The following is a 17,040-nucleotide window of genomic DNA, read 5'->3' as shown; positions in this document are numbered from 1 at the left end:
TAAAAAATCCAATCCCATTCGCCATCACAAAAGGAGCTTGTCGTGTTGCGCGAGTAAGTCATGTTGGGGTTCGTTCCTCACCACCAACCTACGTTAGAACAAAAAAGAGAATTGAGTTTTAATGGTCTTCTTTCGTTTATTAAAAATCCTGCGCGTATTTGCGCGTTATCGTCTGGATCAATTACTGCCCGCAAATATTCCTTTTGCTGCACGTGTGTTGCTGTTTTTCTTTACGTTATTTCCCAAACCCAAATTGTCACGCGGCGAGTGTCTGCGTCACGCCTGCGAAGACCTCGGCCCTATCTTTGTAAAATTCGGCCAGCTGCTTTCTACCCGCCCGGACTTGGTGCCTGACGATATAGTTCAAGAGCTGAATCATCTGCAAGACAATGTCACACCTTTTGCCAATGAAGAATTTCTGCGCATAGTGGAAGCATCGCTGGGGGCGAAAGTTGCAGATGTTTTTGCAAGCTATGAACATTCACCGCTCGCATCGGCATCGGTCGCGCAAGTGCATACCGCGGTGTTGAAAGACGGCCGCGATGTAGTGATCAAAGTCATCCGCCCCGGCATTGAAAAAGTGATCGCGCAGGATGTGGAATTACTGCTGCTAGTCGCGCGCTGGGTAGAAAAAAATACTATCGATGGCAAACGCCTGCATCCAGTTGAAGTTGTCGAAGACTACCGCACCACGATTTTTGATGAGCTGGATTTACAACGCGAAGCCGCCAACGCATCACAACTGCGCCGCAACTTTTTAAATTCGCCACTGTTGTATGTGCCGGAAATCTACTGGGATTACACGCGCAGCAATGTGCTGGTGATGGAGCGCATCTACGGCATTCCCGTGACCGATATGACCGCGCTCAATGCACAGCAAACCGATCTGAAAAAACTCGCCGAGCGCGGGGTAGAGATCTTTTTCACCCAAGTGTTCGAACACAATTTCTTTCATGCCGATATGCACCCCGGCAATATTTTTGTCTCCAGCAAAAATCCACAGTTGCCGCAGTACATTGCTGTGGACATGGCGATAGTGGGATCACTTACACGCGAAGACCAATATTATTTAGCGCGCAACCTGCTCGCCATGTTCCGCCGCGATTATCGCCAAGTGGCCGAACTGCATGTGCAGAGTGGCTGGGTGCCAAGCACAGTGCGTGTAGAAGAGTTGGAAGCGGCGATCCGCACCGTCTGTGAACCTATCTTTGAAAAACCGCTGAAAGAAATTTCCTTCGCCAATGTATTGCTAAGTTTGTTCCGCACCGCGCGCCGCTTTGATATGGAAGTGCAACCGCAGTTGGTATTGCTGCAAAAGACACTGTTGAATATTGAAGGGCTGGGTCGCCAGTTGTATCCAGACTTGGATTTATGGGCGACCGCGCATCCGTTTTTGGAGCGCTGGCTGAAAAATCGCTTCCATCCAAAATCCTTGTGGGGCGAATTAAAACGCTATGCGCCTGAGTGGATGGAAAAATTCCCGCAGGTACCGGATTTGATCTTCAACGGTTTGCAGCAATTGCCGCAAATCACCCAAAAGTTGGATGCGTTAGAAAATGACATTGCCCAGCGCAATCTGCAGCAGCATCGCGGCCGCCGTAAACTAATCGCCCTGATTGCTTTTGGTGCAGCGGGATATTTTTTCTATCGCGACATGCAGGGCTCAGCCGTATTGCGCGACTGGATTGTCACCGATGTCTCCCCATCAACCATTGTGCTGGCCGCAATTGGCTTGCTGGCGGTCTGGTTTAGAAAATAGATCCTGCGTGTTTTCCTTCCTTAATGTATCCATCAACAAGGCTATGTGAATGAGTGATGCTGGCGTTCCTCGCAGACAATTAGGCTCCACTGGGTTAAGTGTTTCACAAATAGGATTGGGGTGTTCGGGCTTTTGGGGAAACCGCAATTTTTCTGAAGTGGCCGCTGAAAAAATTGTACGCAGAGCCTTGGAGCGCGGCGTTAATTTATTTGATACCGGTATTAATTACTCCAACTACAATGCAGAGCCGCGCTTGGGGCGCATACTGCAACGCGCATACTCCCAATGGCCGCGTGAACAATTAGTCCTATCCAGTAAAGCCGGTACAGTTACCGGGCAAGCCGGTATTAAGGGCGAGGTACAAGATTACTCTCCTGGTCACATACAGCGCTGCTGTGAACAATCGCTGCGTAATTTGCATTGTGAATATCTTGATATTTTTTACCTGCATGGAATTGGTGTGCATCAAATCAATGATGATTTATTAGCTGCACTGGACAAAATGCGGCACGCAGGTAAGTTTCGGTTGCTGGGGATTAACACTCACTCAAGTGCAACAATGCAATATCTGGGTCAGAACCCTGGATTATTTGATGTTGCCCTGATTGATTACAACGCCCTGCAACAGGATCGTGAGCCTCTCATTACTGCCATGCACAAAGCAGGCACTGCCATTTTAGCTGGCACCGTTTTGGCTCAGGGGCATCTGTCAAATAACCGCTTTTTCCATTTTGCTCGCGCCGCCGACGTTTGGTATATGGCCCGATCACTTATTAAGCCAGCCAGCCGCCGCCTAATGCTTGGCGCAACGACTATGCGTAAAACCATCGCCAGTATTCAATCGCAACAACCCGCGCAGACTGCGTTTGCCTATGTACTACAGAATCCGGCGATTTCAAGCTGCATCTTGGGGACTACACAAGTTAAAAATCTTGAACTAGTACTTGATACAAAGGTAGATGCATTAAATGGGGAAGAGCGAGAGACAATAATGAAAACATTTTATGATGGGGTCTGGTCGCCCAGCGATTGATAAAAATATCTCAGCTTCGATATCTTAGAACAACATTTTTGACAGCGATGAGTTGCCCAAACAAAACTTCATAAACGGCGCGTAGCTATTCTTTTTTCATCTGCTATTATCCGATGACAACAATAGTTATGGATCTTCATCTCATGTCAAGCTCGACGCGTATTTTGTTGGTTGATGATACCCCCGAAAATCTGGATGTCCTCAGCGGAATACTGGAGGATTTGGATTGCCAACTTATAGTGGCGACCTCGGGTGAGCGAGCACTGGAGCTGGCAACGAGGCAATTGCCCGACCTCATTTTGCTTGATGTGATGATGCCGGACATAAACGGCTTTGATGTATGTACCCGCCTTAAGGCCGATCTGGCCACCACCGAAATCCCGATTATTTTTGTCACCGCCCGCACCGAAGATATCAGCCAAGGCTTTCGCGTCGGCGGCGCCGACTACATCACCAAGCCGATTAATGCCGATGAAGTGCGCTCGCGAGTGCGCCATCAACTAGAGCGGCAAACTCTGCTCGCGGAATTAAAGTCTTTTAACCGCGAACTGGAAGGCAAGGTGCGTGAGCGCACTGCTGAACTGACTATCGCCAACCGGCAATTGCGCGAAGAAATTAACGAGCGGCGCTACATGCAAGACCGCCTCAATTACCTCGCCACCCACGACTTTGTCACCCGCCTGCACAACCGCAACGCCCTTGAAGCCCATGTATCCGAACTGCTCGCCCGCATTCAAATGCAGGATATAGACGCCTCGTTTTTATTGATCGATATTGATCGCTTCCGTTTGATTAACGAAAGCTGTGGCTGCATCGCGGGCGATGAACTGCTGCGCCAATTCTCCGATAGCATTGCCGGACTGTTAACGCGCGATGATTTTGTCGCGCGCCTGGGCGGCGACCGTTTTGCGGTAGTCACTTACTGCGATGAAGGCGATAAAGGTGAAGCTCTGGCGCGCAATATTTTGACGCATCTGGAACAATTTAATTTTCTGTGGGAGGAGCGCCAATTTAAGCTCGCCGCCTCCATCGCCACTGTGCCACTCACGCGCGCAATGGTGAGCTACGATCAGGTGATGCTCGCGGCCGATGAAGTTATTTTCGTCGCCAAACGCGAAGCGCGCGGTGGTATTTTCAGTTACGAAGATGCTGCCAAACGCAGCAACCTGCACAAAGACAATATCAATTGGGCATCGCGTTTAGTGGATGCAGTACACAGCCAATTATTCCGCGCTTTTTTCCAAATGATTGAATACTTGCCAGCTTATGCTGGTGACGCTGCACCAGTGTATCGTTTGGAAGTATTGATGCGTTTGTGGGATGAACCCCATCAACGCATGATATCGCCGGGAGAATTTATCGGCCCAGCCGAGCGTTTGCATTTAATCCCGGAGTTGGATCGATGGATGATTGGCTACACATTGGAGTTGTTTGCCCGTCATCCACAGTTATTGGATCGTTTGGATTTGGTATCAATTAACCTCTCCGCAATTTCCATTCGCGAGCCGCTATTTGCCCAATTTATTATCAACACCTTTAATCGCCTTGAATTACCCGCACATAAATTCTGTTTTGAAATTACCGAGACTCAAGCCATTGTGAATGTCGAATCGGCGCGCGTTTTTATGCAAGCGCTACGCGAGTTGGGCTGCCATTTTGCGCTGGATGATTTCGGCAGCGGTTTTGCCTCTTATGCGTATTTGCATCAACTGGCGTTCGACAAAATTAAAATCGACGGCATTTTTGTGCGCGATATGGATACCGATCCTGCACACTATGCGATGGTGAAATCTATTGCCGAAATGGCAACCTCACTCGGCAAAGAAGTGATCGCCGAATTTGTTGAGACTGCAGAGGTCGCAGCCCAGTTACATAACCTGGGCGTAACCTGGGGGCAAGGCTATTACCATCACCGCCCGGAAGAAATGAATTTTCAGGCGCTGGAAAAATGTCTGGGTTAAACCTCTCGCGTAAATCCACCTATCTTTTTATTAAACTGCCACTGCTGAATGTAGGTTTTGCAGTGGCGTATTTTTTGTTTGTGCAATTTGGTATGGCCTGGAGTTCGTTGACCTCACAGGTTTCACTGGTGTGGCCAGCGGCGGGCTTATCTTTATTTGGTTTACTACTTTTTGGTGTGCGCATATTGCCGGGTTTATTTATCGGTGCGCTGCTCGCGACTCAGCTTTTACATTTTGATCCGCACATCGGCCGCAGTTATATCAGCTGGGGAGCCGCAGCACTGAATAGCAGTGCGGATGTATTTCAAGCGCTGCTGATCGCACGCATTAATCGCGGCCTATTCACCAGCAATCTATTGGTTAATTTGCGCCGCACACTAATTTTTATCGCCAGCGTTTTTCTCTGCTCAGTTATTTCTGCCAGCATCGGCAGCTTCACATTAAACGCATTAGGTATGGTGCCCTCAGGCGAACTGGGAAAAACCTGGGCATTTTGGTGGCTGGGCGACAGCATCGGAATGTTGATTGTCACCGCCGTATTTGCATGGGCGTTAATTCCACGCATTCGTGAAAACACTCACGCGCAAGCATTTTTATTGCTGTGCGCTGGTGTAGGGCTGGTGTTCTTTTTAGTTTCGGCATTGGGTTACATCGAACACAGTGAAGCACAGCGTCTGGCCGCTGCCGCGCGAGAAATGACGCTTGCAGCGAAATTGGACCCGCGCCCCTGGTATCAGCCCAGTTGGCTGCAATTATCGGTTATGGCGATTGGTTTGACGCTGATTGGTTTGCTGACTGCATACATTCGCACACGGCAAGCACATGATGAATTGCTGCGCGAAAATCAAACTCGCCTTGAGGCTGAAGTTTTATCTCACACTCAAGCACTGCGCAAAGCCAATGACTGGTTGCTCAATGAAGTCGTGCAGCGGCAGCAAGCGCAGGAGCAACTGCAGGAGTCGCAATCAGCATTGCGCGCGCGCGAGCAACACTTGCGCAGCTTGCTCGATAACATTCCCGACCCGGTTTGGTTTAAAAATCTCGATGGTATTTACATCAGCTGTAATAAAGCCTTCGCCAAAATGTTGGGGCAAGACGAGAGCAATATTATTGGTAATACGGAAGATCAATTGGTCGAGCGCGAACTGGCAGAGTTGTTTCGCCACAATGATCAGCAAGCATTAATAAGTACCGAACTACACCGCTACGAACAAACAATTCCGTTAAATGAAAACGAACAATTGTTGCTGGATACCCTAAAAGTCGCCGTGCGCGATGAACAGGGAAATGCCGTGGGAATTTTGGGAATAGGGCGCGACATTTCTGCACAAAAAAATGCAGAGAATCAAATGTCGCTTGCCAAAGAGGCGGCGGAGCAAGCAACTCGTGCAAAAAGCCGTTTCCTTGCCAATATGAGCCATGAAATTCGCACGCCGCTCAATGCCGTCTTGGGCTACACCCAGTTACTGATGCGCGACGAACAATTCACTGGCAACCAACGCGAGCGCTTGCAATTAATTTTAGTGGCGAGTCAACGCTTGCTGGGGTTGATCAACGATGTACTCGATCTCTCCAAAATTGAATCGGGCGTATTGAATTTGCGCAAAGAATATTTTGATTTGCATCAGGAAGTAGCCGACACCCAAACTATTATGGCGGAGCGCGCGCACAATAAAGGTTTGAATTTAATTACCCAAGTCGATTTGCCTGATCCTTATGTTGTAAAAGGGGATCGCCAAAAAATCGGTCAGATTTTATTAAACCTGTTAGGCAATGCAATTAAGTTTACCCCGCAAGGCAGTGTGAGTTTGTACGTTGCTCACCTCGCGGATGAAGTTGAATTTGTGATTGGCGATACCGGCCCCGGAATTTCCGAACAGGAGTTAGCAGAATTATTTGCCGCATTTAAGCAGGGGCAAGCAGGTGAAGATGCAGGCGGTACAGGTTTAGGGCTAACGCTTTCTCGTCACCTTGCCGAAGGTATGGGCGGCAGTTTAAAACTCTCCAGCATTCTCGGTCAGGGAACGCTCGCGCATTTACGCTTGCCATTGGTGAGTGAAAATATTGTGCTGGACACACGCAATACCCAACACAACGCCCGCTTGGAATTAGGCTCTCAATGCAAAGTGTTGGTAGTAGAAGATGATTTAGCCAGCTGCGAAATTCTGGTTGATCTGTTGCAGCAAATCGGTTGCGAAACCTACGCTGCTCACGATGGCCGCGAAGCGCTGGCGCTGTGTTTGGCGCAGTCGTTCGATATTATTTTTACCGACATCCGCATGCCCAATGTTAATGGGCTGGAAATGTTGCGCCGCCTGCGTACATTATCGTCTTATAAAGACACACCAATTGTCGCGGTTTCAGCATCCAGTTTAGAGCACGAGCGCGCCTATTATTTGGCGCAGGGCTTTCAAGAGTTTATCGGTAAACCCTATGCGTTTGATGATGTGTTTAATGCCCTTCATCATTTTGCTCAGGTTAAATTTGATGATATTGCATGCGCTCTTGGTGATGAAGTCATCCAGGATGACAGAATCGAAGATGAAGCAAACATAGACTTACAAAAAATAAAACCGCAGTTGCAGGTGCTCGCCAACTTTGCTGAAAGCGGCGATATGAGTGCGTGCAAAAAACAAATCAACGAACTCACTATTGAGCAGCTCGGAAAAAAACGCCATCAACAATTGCTGAGTGCGTTGCGCCAGTACGATCTGGAAAAAATCGAATCCCTTTGCCGCACATGGCTTGCTTAATTTATCAGAAGCTCCCTAATCCATCTCCAGCATAAACGTAACCGGCCCATCATTCACCAAACTGACTTGCATATCAGCTGCAAAAATACCTGTCGCCACCTGCGCGTGTTTAGCGCGCATCTGCAGCACAAAATAATCGTAAAGTGCTTCTGCTTGCGCCGGTGGCGCGGCAGATGAAAAGCTCGGGCGTGTGCCTTTTTTGGTATCGGCAGCGAGTGTAAATTGCGAGACGATTAAGATTCCACCATTTACCTGCTGTAGATTGCAATTCATCTTGTTTTCGCTATCTGAAAAAATACGATAGCCGAGAATTTTATCGATCAGCTTATTGGCAGTTTCTTCTGTATCGGTTTTCTGAATGCCGAGTAACAATAGAATACCTTGCTGAATTTCGCCGACGGTTTCATTGTTTACATCTACCGATGCTTTTTTTACGCGCTGGATTAAACCTAACATGGTGCGGCTCGCGGTCTTAATAATTAAAAAATAAAAGTGATAATAAAAACGGAGCCAATTGGCTCCGTTCAGCATGGGATAAATCGCTAAAAAATTACGCGAGTTGATCGCCAGTATTCAACAGCGTTTTTGCCATTTCATCGGTTGCGCGAATCAGTGCATCGACAATGCCCGGCTCGCGCGAGGCGTGACCAGCTTCGCGGATAATAATCAGCTCAGAATCCGGCCATGCCTGATGCAAAGAGTGGGCATTATCCAGCGGGCAGATAACATCGTAGCGGCCATGCACTATCACACCGGGAATGCCCGCGAGCTTATGGGCATCGCGCAAAATTTGGTTGGGCTCGAGGAAAGAATTGTTCATAAAATAATGGGCTTCGATGCGCGCAAGCGATAAAGCACGGTGCGGCTCGGTGAAGGAATCCACTACATCCTGACAAGGCTTCAGCGTCGCTGTGCGTCCTTCCCAGCCCGACCAAGCTTTAGCGGCTGACATTTGCTGGATCTGGTTTTCGCCAATCAGGCGGCGATAGTAAGCCTCTAATAAATTGCCGCGCTCGGCCTCAGGGATTTGGTCGATAAAATCTTCCCAGTAATCGGGGAAAATACGGCTGGCACCTTCCTGATAAAACCAGTTGATGTCTTCCGGGCGGCACAGAAAAATGCCGCGCAAAATTAATCCCAATACGCGCTCAGGGTAGGTTTGGGCGTACACAAGGCTAAGGGTTGAACCCCAAGAGCCGCCGAACAGTACCCACTTATCGATGCCAAGCGTGGTGCGAATAACTTCAATATCTTCAACCAGCTTTTGGGTGCTGTTGTTTTGCAGCTCAGCATGCGGGCGCGAACGGCCAGCGCCGCGCTGATCAAACAGGACGATGCGATAGACTTCCGGGTCAAAAAAGCGGCGGTCGTATTTGCCGCAACCAGCGCCAGGGCCGCCATGAACGAAGAGTACGGGGATACCGTCCGGGTTGCCGGATTCATCGACATACAATTCATGGGGGGCTTCTACGGCAATTTGGTGACGTTGGTAGGGTTTTATCTCGGGATAAAAAATCTGCATAAACTCGCCTTGTTCAGATCAATCACTGGAGGGATGCTGCGGGTTAGCGCCCACTAAAGGTAGCACAGCGGCTCCCGGAAGCGGCGACTTTTCGAGCCTGATCGCCTAATATCATGCCTGCTGACACGAATTGTCAGTAAGCCTTGGCTAGGATAGCGCATCCACCTTGCCACCAGAACCTGCCCCGAGCCTTCTATGCATCGCGCTGAACGTCTTTTTCAATTGACCACCCTGCTGCGCAACCGCCGCACAGTGCTGACTGCCAAGCAGATGAGCGAGCATTTGCGCGTTTCCGAGCGCACTATATACCGCGATATTCAATCGCTCAGTTTATCGGGCGTGCCAATTGAAGGCGAAGCGGGCGTTGGTTATCGCCTCTCGCACCGCTATCAATTGCCACCGCTGATGTTTGACCGCGAAGAAGTTGAAGCACTGTTGCTAGGCGCACGCATGGTGAGCGCTTGGGGTGATACCGATATGGCGCAACATGCCAATCAGGCGATTCAAAAAATCCTCGCGGTACTCCCCGATCATTTGCGCCACAGCGACGAAAGCCTGCCGCTGCTGGTGCCCAACATGGAAGAAGTGCAAAAGTTTTATACCGCCCACAGCCAGCCCATGCGTGAGGCGATCCGTTTGCATTTGTGTGTGGTGATTGATTATGTGCGCGCCGATGAACAACACAGCTCGCGCACCATCGAACCTTTGGGGCTGATTTTTTGGGGCAAAGTCTGGACGCTGGTAGCCTGGTGCCAGTTGCGCAATGACTATCGCACCTTCCGCTTGGATCGCATTCAATCCGTCATCATTACCGATGAAAAATTCGCAACCAGCGACAAAAAAAGCCTCAAACATTTTTTGCAATTGATGAAAGAAAAATGTGAGCAAGAACCAAATGGCAACGCACCAGCGTAAGCGCCGATTCGCTTAACAAACCTTGAATTGCCCTCCTACAACCGCCTTGTTACCCTGAATTATCAACTCAGGAGAACAACATGAAACTTCGCACACTTAGCCTTGCATTCTGCCTGGCTACTATCGCTCCGGTGATTAGCGCTAAAGCTCTCACCGTAAAAACCGATGCAGGTAAAATTCAGATCAACACCATCGCCGAAGGTTTGGAAAACGCCTGGGGCATGGCGTTTTTGCCCGATGGCAGCATGTTAGTAACTGAGCGTCCGGGGCGGATGCGTATTGTCAGTACCGATGGAAAATTGGGTGAGCCTTTAAGTGGTTTGCCGGAAATCGTAGCGCGCGGTCAGGGCGGTTTGTTGGATGTGGTACTTGCACCGGATTTTGCCACCAGCAAAAAAATCTATTTCAGTTATTCCGAGCCGGGGAAAGGCGGAAACAGTACCGCAGTGAGTTTCGCCACGCTCAATGGCAATAAGTTGGACAATGTAACGCGCGTATTCAGCCAACAACCGAAAGTGGATAGCAATAATCACTTTGGTTCGCGTTTGGTGTGGGCACCAGACGGCACTTTATTTATTACTCTGGGCGAACGGTACAGCGAAAAAGATAAATCCCAAACGCTTGATAATCACCAAGGCAAAGTTGTGCGCATCAACGCCGATGGCTCTGTGCCAAAGGATAATCCTTTCGTAAATAAAACGGGCGCTCTGCCAGAGATTTGGTCATATGGTCATCGCAATATGCAGGGCGCGGCGATTAATCCGCTCACCAAAGAACTCTGGACGGGCGAACATGGCCCACAAGGCGGCGATGAAATAAATATTGATCGCGCCGCAAAAAATTACGGCTGGCCGGTAATCACTTACGGTGAAAATTACGGCGGCGGAAAAATCGGCGAAGGCACTCATAAAGACGGCATGGAGCAGCCAATTTATAAATGGGTTCCCTCCATCGCTACCGCCGGATTTATTTTTTATACCGGCGATAAATTTCCGCAATGGAAAAACAATATATTATTAGCCAGCTTGCGCGAGCAGACACTTGTGCGTTTGGTCGTTGATGGTGAACAAATTACCAAAGAAGAGCGATTGCTAAAAGAAGATGTTGGGCAACGTTTGCGCACAGTAGTACAGGGGCCGGATGGTTTGGTGTATTTGGTTACCGATGAATCCAAGAGTAAAATTTATCAATTATCACCCACTAACTAATGCGTGCTGATTAATTGCTAGATGAAGCTCCCGCAGATGCGGGAGTTTTTCTTTGTGAGGTCTGTTTATGCAGGGCGAATTGTTATTTGTGTATGGCACTTTACGCCGCGATTGTACGAGCGGTGCCCATGCCACTTATCTGGCCAATGCACAATTTATTGCCCGCGCTACACTTAACGGAAAACTATTTCGCGTGAGTTATTACCCGGCCTTGGTGTTGGATGAAAATGCAGGCAGAGTAACGGGCGAAGTTTATCAGTTAGCCTCCGCAGAACAGCTTGCACAGTTGGATGCTTATGAGGAATGCACTTACCCGGCATTGCCGCAACAGGAATATCAACGCATACAAGTACAAGTGCTGACTGATACGGGCGAATACTTGTCGGTCTGGGTTTATGCCTATCAACATGATTACGATCAGTTGGAGTTGATCGCCAGCGGTGATTTTCTCAACCCTTAATCTCTGCAGCTGGATTTTCGCAGAGTCTGCAGGTATGTTGTGCGCGTTTTTCAATCACCAATGCAATAGTGTGTGGAGTTAGCATGAATAAGTTCAGCGCCCTGAATTACGATATAGATCCAGTCTTTCATTCCGCTGGTAAGCCTGTAGCAAAAGTCGGTGTACTCTTGGTTAATCTAGGAACTCCCGATGCTCCCACTACACCTGCATTGCGTCGCTACTTGCGTGAGTTTTTATCTGATCCGCGCGTTATTGAAATTCCTCGCTTTATTTGGCTATGTATATTGCATGGCATTATTTTGCGTGTGCGCCCGAAAAAATCCGCAGCACTTTATAAAGATGTGTGGATGAGTGAGGGTTCGCCCTTATTAGTAATCAGCAAACAGCAACAGAGTGCGATTCAAAACCAACTGGGCGATGGCTACAGCGTTAAATTGGGCATGCGTTATGGCAACCCATCCATTGCCAGCGCATTGCGCGAATTGCAAAAAGAGGGCGTGCGCAAAATTATTGTGCTGCCACTTTACCCGCAGTATGCCGCGCCAACTACCGGCTCCAGTTTTGATGCGGTAAGCAAAGAACTGTCGCGTTGGCGCTGGGTTCCTGAATTGCATTTTATTAATGATTATTGTGATGACGCTCTGTATATTGAAGCCTTGGCAAATTCAGTACGCGAGCATATTGAGCAAAATGGAAAGCCGCAAAAAATTATTTTTTCCTATCATGGAACACCAAAGCGCAATCTGGAGCTTGGAGATCCCTATTATTGTTTTTGTGTGAAAACAACTCGCTTGGTTAGCGAAAAATTAGGATTGGATAAAAACGATTGCATCACCAGCTTTCAATCGCGCTTTGGTTATGCGGAGTGGTTAAAACCTTACACAGATGAAACCCTGAAAAATTTACCTGCGGAGGGCGTAAAGGATGTCGCAATTTTATCCCCCGCATTCAGTGCCGACTGTTTGGAAACATTGGAAGAATTGGCCGTCGAAAACCGCCATACGTTTATGAATGCTGGCGGCGAAAAATACGCCTATATTCCTGCATTAAATGATCGTCCGGATCACATCCAAGCGTTATCCGCCTTAATCCGCCAGCGGTAGTTTGGTTGAAATTGATAACTCTGTGCTATTGGCTGTCATCATTATCTGCTAATACTGATTTCCACGCCGAAAGCGTTAATGACAAACTCAAATTAACCGATTAGGCTATTGTTGCACTGGTAATCGGTGCGCGATTTTTGTCGTTTATTATTCTATATACAAGTGTTTTTACCTGTTGTTTTCAGCTGTGTTATCTATTGTTGTTAACAACAGGTGTTATTAATCGGGTTTAAAGGAGTGGTTTATGAAAAAGTTAATTGCAACGTCCTTATTGTTGGCTCTGGGTGGCGCGCCTATGGTTAGCTGGGCTGGTAGTGACACTGGTTTGTACGTTGGTGGCAGCATCGGTCAGACATCTGTTGAATCAGATGATATTGGTGGTTTCAATCTGAAAGATGATGACAATGGTTACAAGCTGTTTTTTGGTTATAACTTTGGTGTGCTACCACTGCTTGATTTGGCGGTTGAAGCGGATTACCGCGAATACGGTAAATTTGGTGGCAATGGTGTAAATACTGAAGTCACCTCTTCCGAGCTGTTTGGACTGGTTGGTTTGAATTTTGGCCTAATTGGTGTGTTCGGCAAGATAGGTTACTCAGATACTGATCTGGACAGTGTTTTAGATACCTCTGTAGGAGATATCAAAGGTAATGATTCAGAAAATGCAACTGCTTGGGGTGTTGGTGCCAAACTCAAATTCACCTCTTTTGCATTGCGCGCAGAATATGAAGCTCTGGAACTTGATAACGTTGATGACTTGTATATGATTTCAGTAGGCGCTAGCTATACTTTTTAATTAATTGCGCAGTTGTTTTTTGCGAAATAAAATTCCCGATACCGAACGTATCGGGAATTGATTACTTAAACCTCGTCACCTTGAGCTGCACCTGAACTGTATTTCGGTTTTTTTGATTTGTACAGTTAGTCCTATCGCTTCACATTCAAGCACAATATTTATTTACAAACTCTTGATGAGAAAAAAGTGTAGCGATATTTTTATCGACATCGGCAGCGATATTATTGAGGAATAAATTCAAATCACGCTCTGACATCAAATCGATCATAGGGTGATATGACTCCGGCATTAGCCCCTGACCAAGCATGACTTGGGTCCAGGAATCCAAGCGAAATAGCTCGCCCTCAACCTGAAATGATTTTCCAACTTCTTTAAATAGCCTTATGCGATGCTCAAGCTCTTCAGGCACATCCATTTCTTTGCAGTAGCGCCAAAAAGAGCTATCGTCACGCTCGGTTGCCTTGTAGTGCAAAATAATAAAATCGCGAATACGCGCAATTTCACTTTCAGCTTGCAAATTAAATTCGTTCACAATCGATGGGCGAATTTCGCCATGTGGAAATAACTGCAACAAACGCGTAATCGCCGTCATGATCATGTGAATGCTGGTTGATTCCAACGGCTCCAAAAAACCCGAAGCCAAACCTACCGCAACACAGTTTTTATTCCAGGATTTTTTGCGTTTGCCTGTTCTAAATTTAATCGGTTTTGATTCGGTAAGCACTTTGCCATCAACATTCGATAACAACATACTTGTCGCTTCATCTTGCGACATGTGCTGACTGGAAAAGACCAAACCATTTCCAACTCGGTGCTGTAATGGAATTTGCCAGCGCCAACCGGCGTGATGCGCAATCGAGCGAGTGTAAGGTAATGCAGCACTTGTCGATTCTGTTTGCACAGCAATAGCACTGTCGCACGGCAGCCAGTGCGACCAATCCTCATATCCAGTCTGCAAGGTCTGTTCAATTAACAAACCTCTCATACCCGTGCAATCGATAAATAAATCGCCCGGAATTTCCAAACCTGAATCCATTGTCAGAGAAGTGATAAAACCCGATTCAGGATTTTGCTGCACACTGGCAATTTTTCCTTCAACACGAGTAACACCGCGCGCCTCTGCACGTGCACGTAGAAAGCTGGCATAGCGGCCAGCATCTAAATGAAACGCATAATTTAATCTTGCTTGCTCATTAATACCAAAACGCTCCTTTAGAGCAGCTTTGTATTCGAGGCAATAGTTGCCAAAATCATCTGCAATACCGAGGTTGCGGCCTCTGAGCCAAAAGTGGATAAAATCGGCAACAACCGTTTGTTTGCCAGTGACACCAAAAGAATGGAAATATTTTTCGCCAACTTGCTTCCAATTTTCAAATTGGATTCCTAGCTTAAACGTGGCATTGGTTGCACGCATAAACTCTTGTTCATTAATGCCTAAAAGCCGATGAAAAGTTCGCATAGGTGGAATAGTGGCTTCACCCACACCAATAGTGCCAATTTCTAGCGATTCCACCAAAGTAATATCGAGGATTTCTCCCATTTGATGTGACAGAGCTGCTGCACTTATCCAACCGGCGGTGCCGCCGCCGGCAATAACGACTTTCATTTTTTTATGGTGTTTATTGTTATCGTCCACGTTTTTATCCATTGTTAAATTCTTTAACGATTTAATTTATTCAGTAGCATGGCTCTCAGCTTTCTTCCCAACAGCCGATCTAATGTTTGCAAAAATCCTCTGCCCTCGATGGGAATATGTGCATTGGCTTTTTCTGGACCATTAAAAATGTAGTAGTCAAACAAATGCCGCCAAGCTGCGCGTTCGTGTGCAGATTTATCGCGAATGCCGAGCATCGCCAAATACATTGCATTCATGCCCGAGCTTAAAAATGCCGGCGAATCTTCCCACCAATAATTCACCAAAATATTGTAGGACTTTAAACTTTCTACGTGATGCCACCACATGCTGGGAATATAGAGCGCATCCCCCGGTTCCAATTCAGCAACCTGTGCATTATTCAATGCAGTTTGAAAGTGCGGAAATTTTTCAAAGTCGGGATTTTTAAAATCCACCATGCTGATCACTTGCCCACCCGGCGTTGGTTCTAATGGCCCCGGATATAAATTGCCAACTTGATCAGGCGCAAAGAGCGTAAAACGGCGCTTACCTGCAACACAGCAGGCAATATTATCCAGTGCATCAAAATGACAAGTTGCTGTTGTTGCCCCTCCAATCCATACGCTAACTCTATCGGCCAGCGCATCCATATGAGGTTCACGCGGAACAATTAACGAGTTGGTTTCGTTAAAACCAGGCAGGTGGGTCGCAATAATATTGGAGGCGATGTAATAAGTCGGACTGTTCGGCTGTTGCGCTGATTGCAGAATCAAATCGAGTGTTTCGTCGATTCGCCCTCTGAAACTTTCGTAATCGAGACGAGTGCAATCGCTGTTGTAAAACATTCTGCCATTATTTTCCGCAGGAATTTTACACACAATGGTCGGGTTGCCATTGTAAAAGGATTTCAAATAATCCACTGATGCTTGATCAGAAACCTGACCGGCATGCACCATCGGCCAGTCACTTACCAAACCCTTGAATATAATTGGCTCAGCTGCAGTGATAATTTCTCTGGGGATAGCGTTTGGACTAACGCCATGAATCACTTTTACTTTTTGCAAATTCAATGCGAATCACCTGTAGCTATTTTTTTGATTTTTCCAATCAATTAATTTCTTGATATTTGACATAGAAGCTAACGAAAAATAAGCCAGCTGTAAAAAGCCGGAACGATTCAATTCTTCAAGAGTAGCACCATCAAGAGCTACCAACTTATTTGCATTGATAGTTTCAAAACCAGTTATTTTTAGTTTCTGCTGATTGTGAAACTCTATATCCAATACCACATTTTCCAGTAATTGAAATTTATTAAAGGCATCAAACATTAATTTTGTCTGCACAATGCCATTGTTGATGGTATCTAATACACGAGAGATATGATTCAGGTAAGCGCTATTTCCACCATTTTCCAAAAATAGATTCTGCCCAACACTATTCTGCACTTTAGGGTGATTCACATCCACATGCACCACCGGATTATGAACTTCAGAACCATTCATTATTTCCCGTTGGATACCGATTGAAAAAGGTCCGCGCGCTATTACAGCAGGCACATACTGGGCGCGCCAGCCCGGACACGGATAAGCACTCAGATTCTGTTCATGCATTTGATTTGCATCAATCAGAAACAGGTTTTCATCTTTTTGAAAACCAAAAAAAACTATGGCTTGATACTCACTAGAGCCTGCATTTTTGCGAAATAAAATAGGATATTCTTTTTGAATTTCTGCGAACTCAGTTGCGTACGCGAGCGTACTCGCTAGATTATCACCCAATTCTGTTGAGAATTGATGGTTCACACGCAAGTGTTCATGAGCAATGTTATTTAATACTTCTATTTTTTGCATAGTCTGCTCCAACTGCAAAACTTTTATAATTTTTCAATACGAGATAAAAAAAGAGCCGCCGAAGC

14 protein-coding genes are annotated in these 17,040 nt (G+C 46.9%); 9 read left to right on the top strand and 5 right to left on the bottom strand.

Annotation, left to right across the window (positions count from 1 at the left end; translation table 11 throughout):
• Nucleotides 1-121 precede the first annotated feature (121 nt).
• The 4 genes from ubiB to SPL68_RS03620 all read left to right on the top strand — a co-directional run bounded on the left by ubiB (nt 122) and on the right by SPL68_RS03620 (nt 7,506).
• Nucleotides 122-1,759: a ubiquinone biosynthesis regulatory protein kinase UbiB gene (ubiB, locus tag SPL68_RS03635; RefSeq protein WP_323813707.1), complete on the top strand. Its 1,638-nt coding sequence runs from the start codon at nt 122-124 to the stop codon at nt 1,757-1,759.
• A 49-nt stretch (nt 1,760-1,808) separates the two neighbouring features.
• Entirely contained in the window at nt 1,809-2,792 is a 984-nt protein-coding gene (locus SPL68_RS03630; protein WP_323813706.1) for an aldo/keto reductase, read from the top strand.
• A gap of 143 nt (nt 2,793-2,935) precedes the next feature.
• On the top strand, nt 2,936-4,753 hold the full coding sequence (locus tag SPL68_RS03625) for a putative bifunctional diguanylate cyclase/phosphodiesterase (RefSeq protein ID WP_323813705.1): 1,818 nt from the start codon (nt 2,936-2,938) through the stop codon (nt 4,751-4,753).
• A complete protein-coding gene (locus tag SPL68_RS03620; RefSeq protein ID WP_323813704.1) occupies nt 4,741-7,506 on the top strand; it encodes an ATP-binding protein in 2,766 nt (921 codons plus the stop codon). Before SPL68_RS03625 ends, SPL68_RS03620 begins: the two co-directional genes overlap by 13 nt.
• A gap of 15 nt (nt 7,507-7,521) precedes the next feature.
• On the opposite strand, the gene dtd is transcribed toward SPL68_RS03620, so the two are convergent.
• Both dtd and pip read right to left on the bottom strand, forming a co-directional pair.
• A complete protein-coding gene (gene dtd, locus SPL68_RS03615; protein WP_323813703.1) occupies nt 7,522-7,962 on the bottom strand; it encodes a D-aminoacyl-tRNA deacylase in 441 nt (146 codons plus the stop codon).
• A 94-nt stretch (nt 7,963-8,056) separates the two neighbouring features.
• Nucleotides 8,057-9,028 (bottom strand): prolyl aminopeptidase, encoded by a 972-nt coding sequence (pip, locus tag SPL68_RS03610; RefSeq protein ID WP_323813702.1) that lies wholly within the window; start codon nt 9,026-9,028, stop codon nt 8,057-8,059.
• A 195-nt stretch (nt 9,029-9,223) separates the two neighbouring features.
• On the opposite strand from pip, the gene SPL68_RS03605 reads away from it, so the two are divergent.
• The 5 genes from SPL68_RS03605 (at nt 9,224) to SPL68_RS03585 (ending at nt 13,510) form a co-directional block, all read left to right on the top strand.
• Nucleotides 9,224-9,943 (top strand): helix-turn-helix transcriptional regulator, encoded by a 720-nt coding sequence (locus tag SPL68_RS03605; RefSeq protein WP_323813701.1) that lies wholly within the window; start codon nt 9,224-9,226, stop codon nt 9,941-9,943.
• 80 nt (nt 9,944-10,023) lie between these two features.
• A complete protein-coding gene (locus SPL68_RS03600; RefSeq protein ID WP_323813700.1) occupies nt 10,024-11,151 on the top strand; it encodes a PQQ-dependent sugar dehydrogenase in 1,128 nt (375 codons plus the stop codon).
• A 67-nt stretch (nt 11,152-11,218) separates the two neighbouring features.
• A complete protein-coding gene (locus SPL68_RS03595; protein WP_323813699.1) occupies nt 11,219-11,611 on the top strand; it encodes a gamma-glutamylcyclotransferase family protein in 393 nt (130 codons plus the stop codon).
• An 83-nt stretch (nt 11,612-11,694) separates the two neighbouring features.
• The gene (gene hemH, locus SPL68_RS03590) at nt 11,695-12,714 is read left to right on the top strand and encodes a ferrochelatase (protein ID WP_323813698.1); all 1,020 of its coding nucleotides are present in this window, start codon (nt 11,695-11,697) and stop codon (nt 12,712-12,714) included.
• Between the two features lie 244 nt (nt 12,715-12,958).
• Nucleotides 12,959-13,510 carry an outer membrane beta-barrel protein gene (locus tag SPL68_RS03585; RefSeq protein ID WP_323813697.1) on the top strand — a complete coding sequence of 184 codons (552 nt, stop codon included), beginning with the start codon at nt 12,959-12,961 and terminating at the stop codon, nt 13,508-13,510.
• A gap of 145 nt (nt 13,511-13,655) precedes the next feature.
• On the opposite strand, the gene SPL68_RS03580 is transcribed toward SPL68_RS03585, so the two are convergent.
• The 3 genes from SPL68_RS03580 to SPL68_RS03570 are packed head-to-tail and all read right to left on the bottom strand — an operon-like array spanning nt 13,656 to nt 16,975.
• The gene (locus SPL68_RS03580) at nt 13,656-15,158 is read right to left on the bottom strand and encodes a tryptophan halogenase family protein (protein WP_323813696.1); all 1,503 of its coding nucleotides are present in this window, start codon (nt 15,156-15,158) and stop codon (nt 13,656-13,658) included.
• Nucleotides 15,159-15,169: 11 nt separating this feature from the next.
• The gene (locus SPL68_RS03575; RefSeq protein ID WP_323813695.1) at nt 15,170-16,195 is read right to left on the bottom strand and encodes a cupin-like domain-containing protein; all 1,026 of its coding nucleotides are present in this window, start codon (nt 16,193-16,195) and stop codon (nt 15,170-15,172) included.
• Between the two features lie 6 nt (nt 16,196-16,201).
• Complete coding sequence (locus SPL68_RS03570) at nt 16,202-16,975, bottom strand: SapC family protein (protein ID WP_323813694.1); 774 nt, start codon at nt 16,973-16,975, stop codon at nt 16,202-16,204.
• Nucleotides 16,976-17,040: the final 65 nt, after the last annotated feature.

The organism is Cellvibrio chitinivorans (genome assembly GCF_035117775.1).
Lineage (GTDB): Bacteria > Pseudomonadota > Gammaproteobacteria > Pseudomonadales > Cellvibrionaceae > Cellvibrio > Cellvibrio chitinivorans.
Note: the sequence above shows the minus strand (reverse complement) of the source record. Positions and strands in the feature narration are given on the sequence as shown.